This is a genomic window from Vibrio casei, assembly GCF_002218025.2.
GTDB classification, from domain to species: Bacteria; Pseudomonadota; Gammaproteobacteria; order Enterobacterales; family Vibrionaceae; genus Vibrio; species Vibrio casei.
This window is the reverse complement of sequence record NZ_AP018681.1, coordinates 990618-1007692: the sequence shown is the minus strand read 5'-3', so window position 1 is coordinate 1007692 and position 17075 is coordinate 990618. Positions and strand designations below refer to the sequence as shown.

The window sequence follows — 17075 nt, the reverse complement described above, 5'->3', positions numbered from 1 at the left end:
TCTGCATGTCAAACCCTTCTATTTCATCTTCAACAGAGCCATCAAAAGCAGAAAGTTGGAGGACGCCACAAAATTTCCTAATGCTAGTGTCTATTGTAGTGCCTATTGCGTTTGCAAGTTGGATGGCTCTACTAAATAATTTTGTGATAGAAAAGGCCGCTTTTACGGGGGCAGATATCGGGTTACTTCAAAGTGTCCGTGAGATCCCAGGATTTTTGGCCTTTACGGTGGTGTTTGTTTTGTTGTTTATTCGTGAACAAAAATTCATGATTGTCGCATTAGCCATGTTGTCTGTCGGGATTGCGATTACGGGCTTTTTCCCATCGGTCTTAGGTTTACTCATGACAACCTTATTGATGTCGACAGGATTTCATTATTTTGAAACCTTAAAACAATCACTATCACTTCAATGGCTAAGCAAAGAAGAAGCTCCTGAATTTTTAGGAAAGTTGATTTCAGTTGGAGCTTTGGCATCGCTGCTGACTTATGGCAACTTATGGATGATGTTAGAAATCTTTAAATTAGATTATTGGCATGTGTATTTAATCATGGGTGGGGTGGCGTTAGTCGTGACATTATTTATGTGGCTTGCATTCCCTCAGTTTGAATCTACGACGATTCAAAATAAAAACTTAGTTTTAAGAAAGCGTTATTGGCTGTACTATGCGTTAACTTTCATGAGTGGTGCTCGTCGCCAAATCTTTACTGTATTTGCCGGATTTTTGATGGTGGAAAAATTTCATTATTCTGCGGCAGATATTACGCTACTGTTTTTAATCAATTATGTCTTCAATTTCCTATTTGCTAAAAAAATTGGTCAGTTTATTGGTGTAGTTGGGGAGCGTAAGGCGCTTATTTTTGAATACTGCGGCTTGATTTGTGTGTTTGTGGGCTATGCTTTGGTTCAAAATGAACATATTGCTGCAGGGTTGTATGTTATTGATCATTTATTCTTTGCACTTGCTTTAGCGATGAAAACATACTTGCAAAAAATTGCAGATCCACAGGATATGGCATCAACGGCAGGGGTGAGTTTTACGATTAATCATATTGCGGCGGTTATCATACCTATTACTTTTGGTTTGCTGTGGCTGCACTCTCCGGCGGCTGTTTTTTACATTGGTGCTGCGATGGCTATCGTATCTTTAGTACTGTCGTGTAATATACCTTGTATACCAAAACCAGGAAATGAAGTCTGTAAATTCAAATGGGGTAGTGAGACGCTAGAGAAGTAACTAACCATAAACGAATTCTATATTTTTTGGAATGAGGCAATGTGATCCAATCGGATCCGTTGCCTTTCTTTTTGCCCGTTAGCACTTTTAACTTCAATTTCCAACCATTCACCAGTATTTTTCTCATGGTAGACATTAATCGCGGTTGCTTGAATATTTCCCCCTATTTTTAATTGAATATTAAGGCGGTCGTGATGTAGGCAAGCGAGTTCATATTCATCATATATACTGCAAGCAATAGGTTGATAATTAGGCATTGTAACCCCTGTTTTTTACTGTAGGAGCTAAAAAGGAAATACTCTTTAAGTATATTTTCAATGTAGGCTATTTTTAGTAAAGAAAACATTAGTTTTGTTCAGGCTTAGGCCATGTATTTCTAAATGGTCCCTGAGTGGTTTAATATATTGTCTTTATTTTGCGTTGTCTTTAAATGTATTTGGCTTAAAAGTACCCGTTTTAGGTCGAATAACAACACTACCAGCCAATTTGTCATGAAAACCTTGTTTACGCTTATCGAAAGCAACCCAGATAAAACCGAGCATAAACAATAAAATGGAAACATAGTAACCAAGATAACGAATACAAGATTGCAGAGTGGTTAATGGTTGCCCTGTTTTTGCATCAACTACTTTTGCTTTAAATAACATTTTCCCCGGTGTTGCTGAACGATATCGCCAAAATAAAATGGTAATGATCATCAATGGTAAGTATCCCCATAACGAATCCATGCTTAAAGAACCAGCCCAAGAGCTAGAGAAAGCGTCGACGCTTTGCGTTGAGGTACTTTGGCTTTGTTGGTTTATGCCCGGTAGTGGGATAAAAAATAAAACGATAGAAAATAAAACAGTATCGATCATCATTGCAGCACTGCGGGCCCAAAAGCCGACATATTCATATTCAGTAGTGGTTTCGCTCGTATTGAAATTCTTCATAATAATGCAGTACTTTTATTGATGGGAGAAAGAAATCATGTTGATAATAATGACATTATTAAGATAACTCGACAAGATAGTTGAAAGCAACATCAAAAAACTTATCGTAATAGAGGATGTTCCCTCTCTTGAATGATAAACAGCTGTCTTTTATTAAAAAAACGCCTACAGTAGTATCGATAAAAAGCGTTGAGTGTATTTTTAATAAAAGGATTAGGTCATGGCAAAAGTTTACGGTAGTCAATTCTCTCCATTTACTCGTAAAGTCATTCTTGCTCTTGAAGCAAAAGGTGTCGATTTTTCGATTGAACAAGTCTCTCCAGCACATAAACCCGATGGTTTTGAAAAGTTAAGCCCACTTGGGAAAATTCCTGCTTTTCAAAGTGACGAAGTTACTTTAGCTGATTCTACGGTTATCTGTGAATATATTGAAGAACGTTACTCAGGTGCATCTTTATTCCCTAATAGTGCAGCTTTAAAAGCGAAAGCGCGCTGGTTTGAAGAGTATTCGGATACGGTGTTAGTGACAGTTACAGGGCCTATTTTCTTTGAGCTGGTAGTAAAAGGAATGTTAGGTTTGGGAGAACCGGATCAAGAGCGTATCGAAAAGGTATTGCGCGAAGAAATGCCAAAAGTTTACGGTTACCTTGATTCTCAAGTAGGGCAAAGCGGGTATTTGGTTGGTGATGCGCTTTCTATGGCTGATATTTCAATCGGAGCATTGATGGTCAGTGTTTATTCGATTGGTTATACCGTTGACGCCACTTGTTGGCCGAATTATGCCGCGTATGTTGAAGGTTTACTTGCTTCACCATTATTTCAAAATCGTATTGCTTCAGATAAAGCGTTAATGGTGAATATGAAAGGCTAAATTGACGCAAAATAGTTATAAAAAAACACCGATCTTAGTGTTGTTGAATAAGCTCGGTGTTTTTGATTCGAATTTTTAGATGCTTGCTTTAGCGTATGATGTTATGTCGCACTGATCAAGGCAGAGATTATGCCAATTAAGCCACCAAATACGCCCCCCCAAATCACTAACCAGCCAAGGTGTTGTTTTATCATTGTTTGAATGATGTCTTTCACCATTTTAGGGGTTAACTCATTTAAACGTTGGTCAATGATGTTTTCGATATTTGCTTGAATATCATTAAGCATGGAGGGCTGTTCTAATTGCGCTTTTAATGCAGCTTTAACTTGATCGCTTTGACTTATGTCTAAGATCGATTCTTGCATTTTTTCAACAAAAGGTTGTTTCAATGGCTGAAGTGCTTCAGCACCACCGAACATAGCAAGCATGCCACCGAAAGAAGAGTTAAGGATTACTTCGGTTAACGAGTCAAAGGTTGGCTCTAAATCAATTTTTTCGATTACCGGCTTTAAATCAAATCCTTGTCCCGTCGCCATTTCTTTACTCAAAAACTTATCAATATTTTTTTCGGTGAAAAACTGCGTCATCATTAATTGTTTAATAGCAGATTTAAACTCTTCAAATCGTGCAGGGATAACACCTGAACCGTATAAGCCAGGTATTTTTTCAAATAGCATATGAATGGCAAGCCAGTTTGTGACCGCGCCAGAAAAAGCAAAAACACCAGCATAAAGTACAATGGTTTGTTGGGAGAAGTAACCGATAGCAAGTAAAACTAAAGCAGCAAGGTTAGTAATAAGGCTTTTATTCATGGGATTACACAAATCATATTAATTAATGGATACAAAAAAGGACGATAAACACCAAGTTTACAAAACCTTGGTTGCACCATCCTTATAATATAGAAGTTGTATTCTACTTAAAATTCTTTAGGAGCAAAACCAGTCATCTCTTCAAGTTTTAACTCTTTGCCTACTTTAGTCAGTGGATGAACAATAATTAGGCCCTTTACTGATTTTTTTAGCTTTCCTTGATCCGACTGCTCTTCTTTAGTAAGTGCACGGCTAAATGGCATTTCAAGTAGTGCTTTACGTTCTTTATTTAAATCGTAACTTTTCTTGTGATTTAACTGAGCGATTTTTTTTGTAATTTGATTAATTTCTGTTTCGAATTGATAGATCACGGCTTTATCAGCGCGTTGTTTTGCCGCTTCTAATTTATGGCGACACTTGTCGAGTCTATTATTCAATTGTTGTAATTCGTTGCTTTGGCTCATTGGTACACCATTAATATAAAACGTGGGTACAGAATAGCGCGATAGTATAGCACGCTCAATTGGATTATAGGCATGAATATAGGGATAAAAAAGTGGCTCATGATTAACCACTTTTTTATTCTGTTTAAAAATTAAGTTATTAAAAGACTAAGTTTGCAACAGCAACAATGACTGGAAGAGTAATTAAGGTTCGTAGAATAAAGATCACAAACAATTCCCATAATGAAACGGGGATCTTGCTACCAAGCAGTAGAGCGCCAACTTCAGACATGTAAATCAATTGTGTTACTGACATAGCAGCGATGATGAAGCGTGTCATGTCACTATCGATAGGCGCAGCAAGAATGGCGGGAATAAACATATCAGCAAAGCCAACCACAATGGTTTGTGATGCTTGTACTGCTTCAGGTACGCCTAGAAGCTCTAAATATGGAATAAAAGGCTGACCTAAGATAGAAAATACTGATGTATGCTCGGCAATCACCAATGCGGCAGTTCCCATTGCCATGACTACTGGTAATACACCAAATACCATATCGATAGCGTTCCGAATGCCTTCCGCTATAACCGTTTTGATTGATGATACGTTGTGTGCTTTTTTCAGGGCAAGTGTCATACCCCAAGAAAAGTTTGTATGGCCTGCCGGTAAATCATCAGCTTTGACATCGGGTACGCTACCATCAATGAAGGTATCTTTCTTCCAACAAAGCGGTGGTAGGCGAGGTAAAACCACTGCGGCAACAAGGCCCGCTAAGCATACCGCACCGTAAAAAGGGATGAATAAATGTTCTAAATTTACCTGAGCGATGACGACTAAGCTAAAAGTGATAGAAACAGCAGAAAAGGTGGTGCCCACAATCGCGGCTTCACGTTGGGTATAAAACTTGTCTTCATATTGCTTGCTGGTTAACAATATACCCACAGAGCCATCACCTAGCCAAGATGCCATACAATCAATTGCAGAACGACCCGGTAGATTAAAAATAGGACGCATTACTTTGCTGAGTAAAGTGCCGAATAATTCTAGTAATCCGAAGTTTAATAATAAAGGCAGCAACATACCGGCAAAAATAAAGACGCTGAATAATGTGGGTAATAATCCATTGAGTACCATGCCGCCAGTATTTTCTTCCCAGATAAACTCTGGTCCAACTTGATTGTAAGTCATGACCACAATAATACCGCCAGCAATACGGACCATGAGCCAAAGTGGGCTTGGGTTCATTAAGGTATGTAAAAATGGACTATTGGAAATGATTTTTGGCTTGAGCAGTTTGCAAGCGACAGTGGCGACTGACATAAAGGCAATAACAGCAGTAACAATGGTTACGATGCTGTCATTTAGTAATGCTTGTAGTGATTTGGCTAATACCGCAACAGGAATAGTATAAGAACCTTCATAGCTCATTGGCGCCATGAAAAGGAATAAACCCATCAAAGATGGAATTAAAAAAGTGAGGTAGGTTTTAGCTGGGTAATGTTTGTAACCTTGTGCTGAACCTTTTTGTGATGTCGATGTGTCGTTCATTATGCTCTCAAATGACAATGCTTAAAAATCGTGCAATCCATCGCATAACTATTCACTATCAATCCATGATTTATTCAATGGCGGCAAGAATACCGATTTTCTAATCAAAGTGAAATAGATGATAAGTAATTTATTGATAGAATTTCATTGGTTTCTTAGAGACTTCTTTTAGACTGAATGTGACAAATCTCACAATAGTTGTTGCTGCTTGAAGGTAAAGCAGTCAGAATAGCGGTTCAATCAAGATTATTAATATCACTTCCAGCGACCTATCCTGAAAGCAGAGTAACCCTCATATAACGATATTGATATTCATGCCTCATTAGCCAATTGGCTTTCTCTATTTTATCGAGATCAATATTTATGAGTTTTTCCTCTTTAGGATTATCTGCCCCTTTACTTAAAGCGGTAGAAGAACAAGGTTACACCACACCATCACCGATTCAAGCAAAAGCAATACCGGCTGTTATTGAAGGCAAAGATGTGATGGCCGCCGCTCAAACTGGTACGGGTAAAACGGCGGGTTTTACCCTTCCTATTCTAGAACGTTTACTTTCTGGTGAGCGTGCTAAGGCGAATCAAGTACGTGCGCTGATTTTAACGCCAACACGTGAACTTGCCGCTCAAGTGCATAAAAATGTCGAGCAATATAGTCAAAATACCCGTTTGACGTCGATGGTTGTCTTTGGTGGTGTAAAAATTAACCCACAAATGATGAGATTACGTCAAGGCGCAGATGTCTTAGTGGCAACGCCGGGTCGTTTGTTGGATTTGTATAATCAAAATGCGGTTCGTTTTTCTCAATTAGAAGTGTTGGTTTTGGATGAAGCTGATCGTATGTTAGATATGGGCTTCATTCGAGATATTCGTAAAATCTTATCTTTTCTACCGGCTAAACGACAAAATTTATTATTTTCAGCGACGTTTTCTGATGATATTCGTCAATTGGCGAAAGGGCTGGTTAATAACCCTGTAGAGATTTCAGTTAATCCTGCTAATCAAACGGCAACGACAGTGGAACAAAGTATTTACCCTGCGGATCAAAAGAAAAAAGCGCCAATGCTTTTGAAGTTAATTGAGGATAATGATTGGCAGCAAGTTTTGGTATTCAGCAAAACTAAGCATGGTGCTAATCGATTAAGTCGTTTCTTAGAAGAGAAAGGTGTAAGTGCTGCTGCTATCCATGGAAATAAGAGCCAGGGTGCTCGCACTAAAGCACTTGAAAACTTTAAAACAGGTGAAGTTCGCGTCTTAGTTGCCACCGATATAGCGGCGCGTGGTATTGATATTGCTCAACTTCCTCAAGTGGTCAATTTTGATTTGCCACATGTGTCTGAAGATTACGTACACCGTATTGGTCGTACTGGGCGAGCAGGGGCAACGGGTAAAGCCATTTCTTTGGTTTGTGCTGACGAAGCCCATGATTTATTTTCAATTGAACGCCTTATCAAGCAAGTTCTGCCTCGTTTAGAGTTAGATGGATTTCCAGTGGTTAATAAGCTACCAGAATCAAGATTAGATACTCGCCCAATTAAACCGAAAAAACCGAAAAAACCGAAGAGCCCTTCACAGCATAGTGATGGACAGCGCTCTGGCGATAATGCTCGTGGTCATAAACCTGTAGGTAAAAATCGTCGCCATACAGGCAGTAATGCAAAGTCAGCGGCATCTCAAAGTGCAGCTTCTCAAAATACTGCTTCTCGCAATAATAGTGGTGAAGCTATAAATTCAAAGGCGCAACCTTCAGGTTCTCGTAAACCGAATACACCGCAGCGTAATCCTAAAAACAATGGCCGTAATTTTAAGCCAGCATAGGGATGTTTATTATGCGATTAGTCGTGTAAGAGATTGCTTACAAGCCTTGTAAGATAAAACGTTTAATACCTTGCTAAAAATCGCGGAGACCTTTATAACTCATTGTTATAAAGGTCTTTTTTTGTTTTTGGCTAAATTGAATGTATATTACAATAAAAACTTTTAATTTGATTGCTTGCTGAAAATAATCAAAAGCGTAATCTTATTTCTGTCGAAAGGAAATGACAAAGGAACTGAGCAGAATCAAGGATTGGATTCTATTAAGGATAAAGTTTGGTGGCGAAGGACGCCACTTGCAGGATGCTAAGGACATTGAATGGAATCAACAAGTAGCAGGATGCTAAGGACATTGAATGGAATCAATAAGTAGCAGGATGTTACTTAAAGATGGAATTGTATGGACACCTCTCAAGGAACAAGTGATGAGCGCTAATTAGGATAGATTAGCAAGCAAGGAATTGCATAGGACACCGCTAGGAAGGCGATGAAGGAAGAGGCTAGGAAGTCAGCTATCATGGATTTGATGCATGGAGCATCTGTTGTAGCAGGATTGCTACGAGTAAGAAATTAACCCCGATACATAAGTGTCGGGGTTTTTCTTTTTTTGTTCATCCAAATGATGTTTGAATTAGTGTAAAATATTAATTAACACATTCTCCTTCAGAATGGATGAAATTAAAGGTTTATAACAATATGCAACACAGTGAATTTGAAACACTCGTAAAAACATTATGTACGTTGGAATCAGTCCCTAGTGCTCTGAAGTTTTTACAGATGAATAGTGATAGTGATGTAGCCGAAGCCGCTAAATCTTTATCTGGTCAATTTGCTTTAGCTGAAGTAGACGGAGAAAACCGTATTTATCATGTGACAACTCAACTTGATGATCAAAATGTTGAGCAAGAATATGTTGAGCACATTATGAATGAAGGTGATGATATTATTCGCTTTATAGCTTGGTTTTTTGACATTATGTTTGACGTTAAAAATAAAGACAGTTATGCCGCAGCAGGCAAAACATATTCTCAACCTAAACGTAGTTAACCTCAGATTCGTCGGGTAATTAGAACCTCAGTATTGAGTTAATAATAAAACAGTGTGAATAGTAGAAAATTATCATTACTAATCGATTCAATGGGTTAATATGATCTATAGACTCTCTTATCCAAACCTGAGGTGAGTTAAGTCTTTATTTTATAAATGATTGAATAAGCCAATAGAGATATCTATTGGCTTTGTTGTTTCTATAAGGTGCTACTCCCTATCTATCTTTCAATTATGTTGTTTTATGGTGTGATTACAGTGAAATATTTGGTTGAAATTCATATACATTGGTAGTTGTTAATTGTTATTTATAAAAGAAAAATTTTCCAATTATTTACTTCAAGGAGCAAGGATGTTCGTTAGAGAAGCTGAATTTAAAGATTATTCAAAGATAGCTCAGTTACACACAAAAAATTGGCAGCAAGCCTATCAAGGTATATTAGACAATCAATACCTTGAAGAGAGATTGTCTGTTGACCATCAAGCCGTTTGGCAAACTAGGTTGACACAACCGTCTTTAAATCAAGGGGTATTATTACTTGAAGAAGGTGACAATCTATGTGGTTTTGTGTGTTTGTATGGTAATCATAGTTTTGAACATGGCACTATGATCGACAATCTACATATTGCTGATGGGTATCGAGGTCAAGGTTTGGGTAAGAAATTAATGTTTGAGGCGGCAAAGTGGGCAAGAAAACATTTTGATGACGTCGGTATGTATCTTGAAGTATTGACGAAAAATGAACCTGCAAAAGCTTTTTATGATTCGATTGATGGGATTGACGCTGGAGAGGTCATTTGGAAAGCACCATGTGGTTCTCAAGTCCCATGCCATACAATGACATGGTCGTCGCCATCAATGTTATTAGAAAAAACCACTTAATTTTTTGATACTGATATGATTGCCCGGTTATTTGTGCGGGCCAATCATACTTCGTTTTTATAAGAAAAATCAGTGCATTTTTCTCGTTTTCTGAGTGGTCACATATTGGCATATCGCTTCGGCAAGTTGGTGTGAAGCAATGTTACGCTCAATGAGTGACTGTGGCATATGGCCAGTTTTGACTACTCCTAGCCATTCTTGGATCATGCTATCGAATCCTTTTGTGGCCAACATTGGCATCCAATCTTTCGATTGTAATTTTTCGGTTTTATCCAATTGCCATAATGTGCCTTGAGTGAAATTACTAAACTCATAAGATTGATTGGCAAAGTTTGCTGATATTCGTTCTTGGGTGCTACCAAATAGGCGGTTCATTGAAGCATGTAATAGAGTGTCTTGTTGTTGCCATTGGACATCTAATCGACCAAGTTGATTTTGACTCGCGTCCCACTGACAAGTGATATGCAGATCTTGTGCGCTTTTTTTAGCGTAGATATTGACGCTATCAAGTGGATGAATGAAATCATCAAAAATAAAAGTACGGATATCCCCAGGTTGATTAAATCGGTGCTTTTCCCAGCGTAAAGATAGTAGTGATGAATGTGGTATTCCGGCTTGAACACCAACTAAATACTGATTAAATAACGGTATGTGCCTACGGTTGAACCCCACATATAAAGGGGTTTGTTTACGCAATGCTAGATCGTATAAAGTCTCACAATCCTGACCATTAGCGGCGAGTGGTTTATCAACAAAAGTTGGAATGCCTTGGGATAAGAAGAAACTAGCAATATTTAGATGACTTTGGGTCGCACTATGAATCATTACCGCATCAACATTGGCGTGTATTAATTGCTGAAAATCCGTATAGGTTTCTCTAATTTTGTATTTTTTAGCCAATAAATTTAAGGTTTCAGTATTTCTTGTGCAAAAAACCCATTCAACCCCTTCTAATTGGGTGATAAAAGGTAGGTAGGCTTTTTGGGCGATGCCACCAAGTCCGATTACTGCAATTTTCATGCTATTCCTTTACTCGAGGTTTTCTACATCATACGAGTTTTTTAAATGAATACCAATAAACCTGCGTTTAAGCGATGTTTGAAAGTGATGTTAACATCTCACTTTGATATTTTAAAAGTCACTGAAATGACAGCTATTTCATATAGAATAAGTTTTATTAGTTTATTTATGTTTTAAATAGGGATGAATATGACATTCACTATCTGGTTTTCACTGCTATTGATATGTTTATTAGGAGCGATGTCTCCAGGCCCGAGTTTAGCTATGGTGGCAAAACATAGTTTGGCGGGCGGGAGAAAAAATGGGTTAGCGACAGCGTGGGCACATGCATTTGGTATTGGTTTATACGCTCTATTTACCATACTTGGATTGGCAATTCTGCTGCATCAATTTCCCTTTATTTTTAAGCTCCTGACTTATGCAGGAGCAGCTTATCTTGCTTGGCTCGGATTGAATGCTATTCAATCAAAAGGTGGTATTGCTGAAAGGCTAGAATCAGGGAAAACATGTTCGGTTGTTCAATCTGCAAAAGAAGGCTTTTATATCTCAATATTAAGTCCCAAAATTGCCATATTTTTTACTGCTTTATTCAGTCAATTTGTTGCCGTCAGTACAGAAACAAGTAGTAAAGTGATTATTGTTCTCACTCCTTTTATTGTTGATGGTCTGTGGTACTCGTTTATTACTTTTATGTTATCAAGCCAAGTGTTACTGGCGACCTTACGAAGTAAAGCACATTGGATAGATAGACTTTCTGGTGTGGTGTTGATTGCGTTAGCGATCCGCGTGGCATTGATGGTCTAGAGCTATAATGGTTATTAAGTCTAATTTTGAATGAGTAGAGCGATGAAACTGAATTTTAATGGGGAAGATGCCAGTCAAGTTGTTATTGGGGCTTTTACACTAGCAGTACCAATCTCTTTTTCAGAAGAGGCGTGGGATCTAAGTAAGACATTGCCCCTTGAAAATATAGCGATGTTGTTTGTTGTTTCTATTCTTTTTCTTGGTTTTTTTGCTTATCAAAGTGTCTTTCAGAGCAATGTAAAACATCGCGTTTTAGCGTTTGTTTTAAGAATTGTTATTGCATATTGCCTGACACTTTGTGTTGTGGCTTTAGTGCTTTTTACCTTAAATAAATTTCCTTTAGAAAGTGAACCAATACTTGCTTTTAAACGATTAATTATCATCGCAATGCCTGCTTCAATGGGAGCGATTGTTGTTGATAGTTTTGATAAAGAGTAACCCTTACTCGTTTTAGAGTGTGCAGACCTATTTTATCTTAGGATATGGTCTTTTTTACAGTTCAAAGACTTTTCAACAAGTAATCTTCCTTTCAATTATTCACCAATACTTTTCATCTTAATGACAAATCTCTTAACTATTGATTACACCACTAAAGAGTTTGTATCTTCATATATAACATTAAATATTTATTTTTTTCATTAAAAAACAATAAATTAAGTAGTATTCATATATTCCCCCATCGAATAAGGGGTTGCTAAAATCATTCAGTCCGTTATTATTTAAAACGAAATTGATTAGTGCACTAAACAATTGCTTTGAGACATGAGCCTTGTTTTTAAAAGTTGTACTGATACAAATTAATCACCACTTTGATTTTTGGGCTGGAAAACTTACAGCGATAAGATCAAAGTGTACAAATAAAAATAGGGCTAAGATGATTACGGCACCGTGGGTAGCACACCCCGAAAAAGTGACCAAAACTCAGGACGAGTTAACATTTAGAAAACCCGAAATAAGCGACGGCAATCAAGTAAATGCTTTGATTGAGTCGTGTCCTCCTTTGGATACGAATTCTGCCTACTGCAACTTTTTGCAGGCATCACATTTTAGCGATACATGCGTATTAGCTGAAAAAGATGGTGAAATTGCAGGTTTTGTTTCCGCTTATCTCAAGCCATCAAGTCACCCTAATCGACCTGTTCTTTTTATCTGGCAGGTAGCGGTTGCGGAAAATAGCCGTGGCTGTGGATTAGCGTATCGAATGATTAAATCGTTACTAGCGCGTGAGTGTGTTGCTGGCGTTGCTGCAATTGAGACGACGATTACCAAAGACAATCATGGTTCTTGGAATTTATTCCGAAAACTTGAGAGAGAAGATGGTGAAGAAGGACGCGTGAGTGTTTTCTTAGACAAACAAAATCATTTCGATGGTGAGCATGATAGTGAGTATTTATTCCATATACCGCTTGCTATGAGCTAATACTAACTAACACAAAATTTAAAAATTCTTGATTGGGAATTCGCTCAATTGAGATACACACATAGGATGATAGACAGGATCAGACATGAATATCTTTAAAAAGCACGAATCAAACGTTCAATGTTATGCCAACAATTTCCCGGTAGTATTTTCATCGGCGAAAGGTTGCTGGCTTCATACCGAAGACGGAGACCGCTACTTAGATTTTCTTGCCGGTGCAGGTTCGTTGAACTATGGACACAACAACCCTGTTCTAAAAAAAGCACTGCTTGATTATATCGACCAAGATGGTTTAACCCACGGTTTAGATATGCATTCACAAGCAAAAGGTCACTTCTTAGAGAGCTTTAATGAAAAAATATTAAAGCCACGTGAACTTGAATATAAAGTTCAGTTTACCGGCCCTACAGGGACTAATGCTGTTGAAGCGGCGATGAAATTAGCTCGTAAAGTGAAAGATCGTACCAATATTGTTGCCTTTACTAATGGTTTCCATGGGGTGTCTTATGGTGCATTGGCTGCAACGGGTAATCAGCATCACCGTGGTGGCGCTGCTATGCCACTTTCAGGTGTTACTCGTATTCCTTATGAAGGTTATGCGGATATTGATGGTTTAGCATTATTTGAAACCATGCTGAACGATAATTCCGGCGGTTTAGATAAGCCTGCTGCAGTATTGGTTGAGGTTGTTCAAGGTGAGGGTGGTTTAAATGCCGCATCAAACGAATGGTTACAGCGTCTCGAAAAAATCTGTAAAGGTAACGATATCTTATTGATTGTCGATGATATTCAGGCCGGTTGTGGTCGTACCGGTACGTTCTTTAGTTTTGAACCATCCGGTATTAAGCCAGATATGGTGACGCTATCGAAGTCTATTGGTGGCTATGGTTTACCGATGGCAATTATGCTGATGAAACCAGATTTAGACCAATGGGCTCCTGGTGAACATAACGGTACCTTCCGTGGTAATAACCATGCGTTCGTCACGGCCGCAGAGGCGATTGATACCTACTGGCACAATGATGAATTTGAAACTCACATTAAAGAACGTGCTGAGCAATTAAATCAATCGCTTCAAAATAACTTGAAGCAATACTCTAACTTGTTTGAAGGCATTAAAGGCCGAGGCTTAATGCAAGGCATTGAGTGTAAAAACGGTGATGTTGCTGACATGATCACAAGTGAGTGTTTTGAAAATGGCATGATAATCGAAACAGCAGGCCCAAATGATGAGGTTGTGAAGTTTTTCTGCCCACTTACTGTGAGTGAATCTGAGTTAGAACAAGGTATTCATATTTTTGAGAAAGCGGTTGAGACTATTTCAACAAAGCTGACTCGGAGGGCTTCCTAGCCACACTATTTCGATGGAAGGCAAAGTCTTAGATGATTTGTCTATCAACGAAATTCCAGTATGGCAAGCATTGTCATTACGACAATGAATGAATATCTGTTTGTGTAAAAAGAGAAGGAATAATTGATGATTGTAAGAACATTAGATGAATGTCGAAACAGTGAACGTCGAGTAGTGGCTGATACGTGGGAAAGTGTACGCATGCTATTGCGTGACGACAAAATGGGCTTCTCGTTTCATATCACAAATATTTACGCGGGTACGGATACGCATATTCACTATAAAAATCATTTAGAGTCTGTGTATTGTATTTCAGGTGAAGGTGAAATCGAAGTCGTCAATGGCGAAACGTATCCAATCAAACCGGGTACTTTATATGTGCTTGATAAGCATGATGAACACCAACTTCGTGCATATAAAGGTGCAGATATGGTCATGGCGTGCGTATTTAACCCACCAATCACAGGTGCAGAAACCCATGATGAAAATGGTGTGTATCCGTTAGTGGAATAGAGGTTCTAGAAACATAGTCTCTAGGTTAACTTATTGAAATTTAATTTTTGATAAGTAACTAAAAAGGCACTGTATTAGTAAATTTATTTATGTGAATACAGTGCCCAAGCCTAGGGACATTATCTCAAATGTATCTAAACTAATTAATTTTTATCTTTATAGGAGCTTATTTTGACTTCTTCAAATAGAAGCCACACTGCCAATATTCAAACGTCGAATCATACCGTTGAAAAAATTGGTGGTACATCCATGTCAGCTTTTGATGCTGTTCTTGATAATATTCTCTTACGTCCAAAAAAACCATATAACCGCATGTTTGTTGTATCTGCTTACGGTGGTATTACCGATGCATTACTAGAGTGTAAGCGAACAGGTAAACCTGGTATTTATCGTTTAGTTGAAAATCGTGATGACGCTTGGACTGATGCAATTGAAGTATTAGAACAGCGAATGCTACTGATTAATGAAAATATGTTCGCCGATCCCATCAGTCGACGTCGTGCTGATCACTTTATAAAAGATCGTATTGCTCAAGCGACAAACTGTATCAGTAATATTATGGAAACGTGTCAATACGGTCAGTTTTCTATGCAGCATTATTTGCCGCAAATCCGAGAGTTTTTATCTTCCATCGGTGAAGCGCATAGTGCGTACAATACTTGTTTGAAGCTAAAAACTCTTGATATAAATGCTAAATTTGTTGACTTGTCTGGCTGGGATCTTGATGCTCAGAAAGAGGAAGGTAAAGATGTGTCGGGTAATCTTGATACTGTGATTACCAATGCGCTTCAGGATATCGATATGGCGAAAGAGTTGCCGATAGTTACGGGCTATGTATATTGCGCTGAAGGCTTAATGAAAACCTATGATCGTGGTTATAGCGAGATGACGTTCAGCCGTTTAGCTGTGCTATCTAAAGCAAAGCAAGCGGTGATTCATAAAGAGTATCACTTGAGTACGGCGGATCCTCGAATCGTTGGCCCAGAAAAAGTGCGTCCCATGGGGCAAACGAATTATGACGTTGCCGATCAGCTGGCTAACTTGGGGATGGAAGCCATTCACCCCAATGCCGCTTCTGGCCTTCGCCGTAGCGGTATTGAGCTTGTTATTAAGAACACCTTTGAACCTGAACATAAAGGAACCTTGATTTCTCATGCGTTTGATCCTCATCGCTATGCTGGAAATACCGATAAAGTTGAAATTGTAGCCGGTCAAAATAAGGTTTTTGCATTACATATTTTTGACCAAGCGATGGTAGGCCAGGCTGATAATGTCAGTTATGAATTAATGGAAATCATTAATGATGAACGCGTTCAGTTGGTTGGAAAAGAGATGAATGCTAACTCCATTACTTACTATCTTAGTGGTAATTCTAAGAGCAAAAATAAAGTATTATCACGCGCAGAGAAAGCGTTCCCTAATGCTAAGATAACAGGGAAGATGGTGGCATTAATTTCTGTTATTGGCGCTTCTATTGATACTAATAAAGCGCTAAGTCATGGAATGATTGCGCTTATGAATCAAGATATAACTCCGCGTGCCGCTCACTCATCAATGCGAAATGTTGATGTACAATTCGTGGTGGATGATGAAAATTATGAAGCGGCGATTTGCACACTTCATGAAGAGTTTATCGATGGCACTAAAGTGAAAAATAAAGAACAAGCCGCATAAATTAACTGGTTTCATTCGATTCACTTTACATTGTAAATAAGTAATATTTCCCCTATGTGCTTTGGTTGCGTAGGGGATTTTTAATTTTTTTCCCAACGAAATTCCATTTGTTTTGCTGTTGCCTCAGCAAGGTTGCTACTGGTTAATAAGCTAACAATAAATAAACTCATATCTATGCCTGCAGAAATTCCCCCCGAACTTATGTTATTACCATCTTGTATCCAGCGAACTTTTTCGTGCACATTGAGTTTTGGAAATTGCTGACGCAATGCTGGGATGTCTTCCCAATGGGTTGTAACGTTATGGTGTGTGAAGACTCCAGCTTGTGCAAGCAAAAATGCACCTGTGCATACTGATGCGACAAGAGGTACTACTTGATTTTGTTCGGAAATCCATTTAATAACATTTTCTTTTTCCATTTCATTTATGTGAACACCTCCAACTATTATTAACACATCTAAAGCAGGGTGGTTGTGAATACCATAATGGGGGAGAACGTTATAGCCTGAACGAGCGGTAACGAGGCCTTCTTGCTCTGCAATTAAGAAAGTATCAAAAAGAGTATCTTGTTTAGTTACCCTGTTAGCTGTCGTAAAGACTTCATAAGGTCCGGAAAAATCTAAAACCTCAGCATTATCATAAATATATATACCAATTTTCATTTTTCATTTCCTTGCTCTAAATTTATTGTTATTCCTTTTTACAATCA

General features: G+C 38.3%; 18 protein-coding genes. 11 read left to right on the top strand and 7 right to left on the bottom strand.

Features of this window, described 5'->3' with window-relative positions:
• The first annotated feature begins 5 nt into the window (after positions 1–5).
• Positions 6–1235: an MFS transporter gene (locus VCASEI_RS17525; RefSeq protein ID WP_086960175.1), complete on the top strand. Its 1230-nt coding sequence runs from the start codon at positions 6–8 to the stop codon at positions 1233–1235.
• Between the two features lie 17 nt (positions 1236–1252).
• Here the strand turns inward: VCASEI_RS17525 and VCASEI_RS17520 are convergent, their stop codons facing one another.
• Positions 1253–1492 carry a Rho-binding antiterminator gene (locus tag VCASEI_RS17520; protein ID WP_086960176.1) on the bottom strand — a complete coding sequence of 80 codons (240 nt, stop codon included), beginning with the start codon at positions 1490–1492 and terminating at the stop codon, positions 1253–1255.
• Between the two features lie 153 nt (positions 1493–1645).
• Positions 1646–2167 (bottom strand): RDD family protein, encoded by a 522-nt coding sequence (locus VCASEI_RS17515; protein ID WP_086960177.1) that lies wholly within the window; start codon positions 2165–2167, stop codon positions 1646–1648.
• A 220-nt stretch (positions 2168–2387) separates the two neighbouring features.
• Between VCASEI_RS17515 and VCASEI_RS17510 the strand changes: the two genes are divergently transcribed.
• Positions 2388–3038, top strand: a complete 651-nt coding sequence (locus tag VCASEI_RS17510; protein ID WP_086960178.1) for a glutathione S-transferase family protein — start codon at positions 2388–2390, stop codon at positions 3036–3038.
• 101 nt (positions 3039–3139) lie between these two features.
• On the opposite strand, the gene VCASEI_RS17505 is transcribed toward VCASEI_RS17510, so the two are convergent.
• From VCASEI_RS17505 to VCASEI_RS17495, 3 genes are all read right to left on the bottom strand, one after another.
• Positions 3140–3850, bottom strand: coding sequence for a DUF445 domain-containing protein (locus tag VCASEI_RS17505; protein WP_086960179.1), 711 nt, complete (start codon positions 3848–3850; stop codon positions 3140–3142).
• Positions 3851–3957: 107 nt separating this feature from the next.
• Positions 3958–4314, bottom strand: a complete 357-nt coding sequence (locus tag VCASEI_RS17500) for a YibL family ribosome-associated protein (protein ID WP_086960180.1) — start codon at positions 4312–4314, stop codon at positions 3958–3960.
• A gap of 139 nt (positions 4315–4453) precedes the next feature.
• Entirely contained in the window at positions 4454–5845 is a 1392-nt protein-coding gene (locus VCASEI_RS17495) for a YjiH family protein (RefSeq protein WP_086960265.1), read from the bottom strand.
• A gap of 360 nt (positions 5846–6205) precedes the next feature.
• Here VCASEI_RS17495 and VCASEI_RS17490 point away from each other — a divergent pair, with 360 nt between their 5' ends.
• The 3 genes from VCASEI_RS17490 to VCASEI_RS17480 all read left to right on the top strand — a co-directional run bounded on the left by VCASEI_RS17490 (position 6206) and on the right by VCASEI_RS17480 (position 9584).
• Positions 6206–7657 carry a DEAD/DEAH box helicase gene (locus VCASEI_RS17490; protein WP_086960181.1) on the top strand — a complete coding sequence of 484 codons (1452 nt, stop codon included), beginning with the start codon at positions 6206–6208 and terminating at the stop codon, positions 7655–7657.
• Between the two features lie 693 nt (positions 7658–8350).
• On the top strand, positions 8351–8701 hold the full coding sequence (locus VCASEI_RS17485) for a hypothetical protein (protein ID WP_089111050.1): 351 nt from the start codon (positions 8351–8353) through the stop codon (positions 8699–8701).
• Between the two features lie 352 nt (positions 8702–9053).
• The gene (locus tag VCASEI_RS17480; protein WP_086960183.1) at positions 9054–9584 is read left to right on the top strand and encodes a GNAT family N-acetyltransferase; all 531 of its coding nucleotides are present in this window, start codon (positions 9054–9056) and stop codon (positions 9582–9584) included.
• 69 nt (positions 9585–9653) lie between these two features.
• Here VCASEI_RS17480 and VCASEI_RS17475 read toward each other — a convergent pair whose 3' ends face one another.
• Positions 9654–10604: a Gfo/Idh/MocA family protein gene (locus tag VCASEI_RS17475; RefSeq protein WP_086960184.1), complete on the bottom strand. Its 951-nt coding sequence runs from the start codon at positions 10602–10604 to the stop codon at positions 9654–9656.
• A 189-nt stretch (positions 10605–10793) separates the two neighbouring features.
• Here VCASEI_RS17475 and VCASEI_RS17470 point away from each other — a divergent pair, with 189 nt between their 5' ends.
• The 6 genes from VCASEI_RS17470 to VCASEI_RS17445 all read left to right on the top strand — a co-directional run bounded on the left by VCASEI_RS17470 (position 10794) and on the right by VCASEI_RS17445 (position 16366).
• Positions 10794–11408 (top strand): LysE family translocator, encoded by a 615-nt coding sequence (locus VCASEI_RS17470; RefSeq protein WP_086960185.1) that lies wholly within the window; start codon positions 10794–10796, stop codon positions 11406–11408.
• A gap of 42 nt (positions 11409–11450) precedes the next feature.
• Entirely contained in the window at positions 11451–11846 is a 396-nt protein-coding gene (locus tag VCASEI_RS17465) for a DUF2391 family protein (RefSeq protein WP_086960186.1), read from the top strand.
• Positions 11847–12282: 436 nt separating this feature from the next.
• Positions 12283–12828 carry a diaminobutyrate acetyltransferase gene (ectA, locus tag VCASEI_RS17460; RefSeq protein ID WP_086960187.1) on the top strand — a complete coding sequence of 182 codons (546 nt, stop codon included), beginning with the start codon at positions 12283–12285 and terminating at the stop codon, positions 12826–12828.
• An 85-nt stretch (positions 12829–12913) separates the two neighbouring features.
• Positions 12914–14179 (top strand): diaminobutyrate--2-oxoglutarate transaminase, encoded by a 1266-nt coding sequence (ectB, locus tag VCASEI_RS17455; RefSeq protein ID WP_086960188.1) that lies wholly within the window; start codon positions 12914–12916, stop codon positions 14177–14179.
• 126 nt (positions 14180–14305) lie between these two features.
• On the top strand, positions 14306–14692 hold the full coding sequence (locus VCASEI_RS17450) for an ectoine synthase (RefSeq protein ID WP_086960189.1): 387 nt from the start codon (positions 14306–14308) through the stop codon (positions 14690–14692).
• 171 nt (positions 14693–14863) lie between these two features.
• Positions 14864–16366, top strand: coding sequence for an aspartate kinase (locus tag VCASEI_RS17445; RefSeq protein ID WP_086960190.1), 1503 nt, complete (start codon positions 14864–14866; stop codon positions 16364–16366).
• Positions 16367–16446: 80 nt separating this feature from the next.
• On the opposite strand, the gene VCASEI_RS17440 is transcribed toward VCASEI_RS17445, so the two are convergent.
• Positions 16447–17028: a DJ-1/PfpI family protein gene (locus tag VCASEI_RS17440; RefSeq protein WP_086960191.1), complete on the bottom strand. Its 582-nt coding sequence runs from the start codon at positions 17026–17028 to the stop codon at positions 16447–16449.
• Positions 17029–17075 lie beyond the last annotated feature (47 nt).